At 54.1% G+C, this 703-nt stretch carries 1 protein-coding gene; it reads right to left on the bottom strand.

All coding sequences use genetic code 11. The features are described 5' to 3' along the window. Positions 1 to 96: 96 nt before the first annotated feature. Positions 97 to 507: a KilA-N domain-containing protein gene (locus IV91_RS18965; protein WP_200874445.1), complete on the bottom strand. Its 411-nt coding sequence runs from the start codon at positions 505 to 507 to the stop codon at positions 97 to 99. Positions 508 to 703: the final 196 nt, after the last annotated feature.

Genomic DNA, 703 nt, shown 5'->3' with positions numbered 1-703 from the left:
ACCGGCCTGGGCAGATTTTCGCTCATAACCACGCGATTGGATTTAACTCGTTGATTTTTGCTACACGTTCTTGCAGAACGCAGCCGGAGAAAGAATTTAGATGCCCAGATCGAGCCCTTGGCCTAGCCCCTTGACCACATTAACAGGCTTAACTCTTTGATTTTGTTCCGATGCACAAATCTGTGCATCGCTATTTTCAATCTCTTCAATCAGATCAATTGTGGTTTTGGCTCTCAACCAGTGCCCCGGTCTGTGCCGCGCCTCACCCCCAGCGGCCCGGTGCAGATCGTTGATGCAGTACCGGTTCCAGAACACAACCCTGCCCGTACAGGCCGCGTATGGGTGCGTACGGGCCGCTTGTCCAGGTTCTGAGCCGTGTGTACCCGGCCATGGTCGGCGGCGCGTATAGACCTCCAAAACCGGCCGATCCGGGTAGCGTGGCCCTGCCGCCACACGTTCTTGCAGAACGCAGCCCAGAGGTGCCTTGGCGCACCAGTTCCCCGACAAGTTTTTCGCGGTCCCGCAACGTTTGTACAATCATACAAGCACGGCGGGTTGGATATGAGTCTTCCAAAAGTTACATTGCAAAAATTGGCGTTCGAATCCGGCTATACTGAGGACGCATTGCGGTCTAAAATAGCTCGCGGCGAGTTTGCCGAAGGCGTCCATTACATCAAGTCACCTGACGGACGTATACATTTTA

The organism is Ferrovum myxofaciens (assembly GCF_000735045.1).
Classification (GTDB): domain Bacteria; phylum Pseudomonadota; class Gammaproteobacteria; order Burkholderiales; family Ferrovaceae; genus Ferrovum; species Ferrovum myxofaciens.
This window is presented reverse-complemented; position numbering and strand designations above follow the sequence as displayed.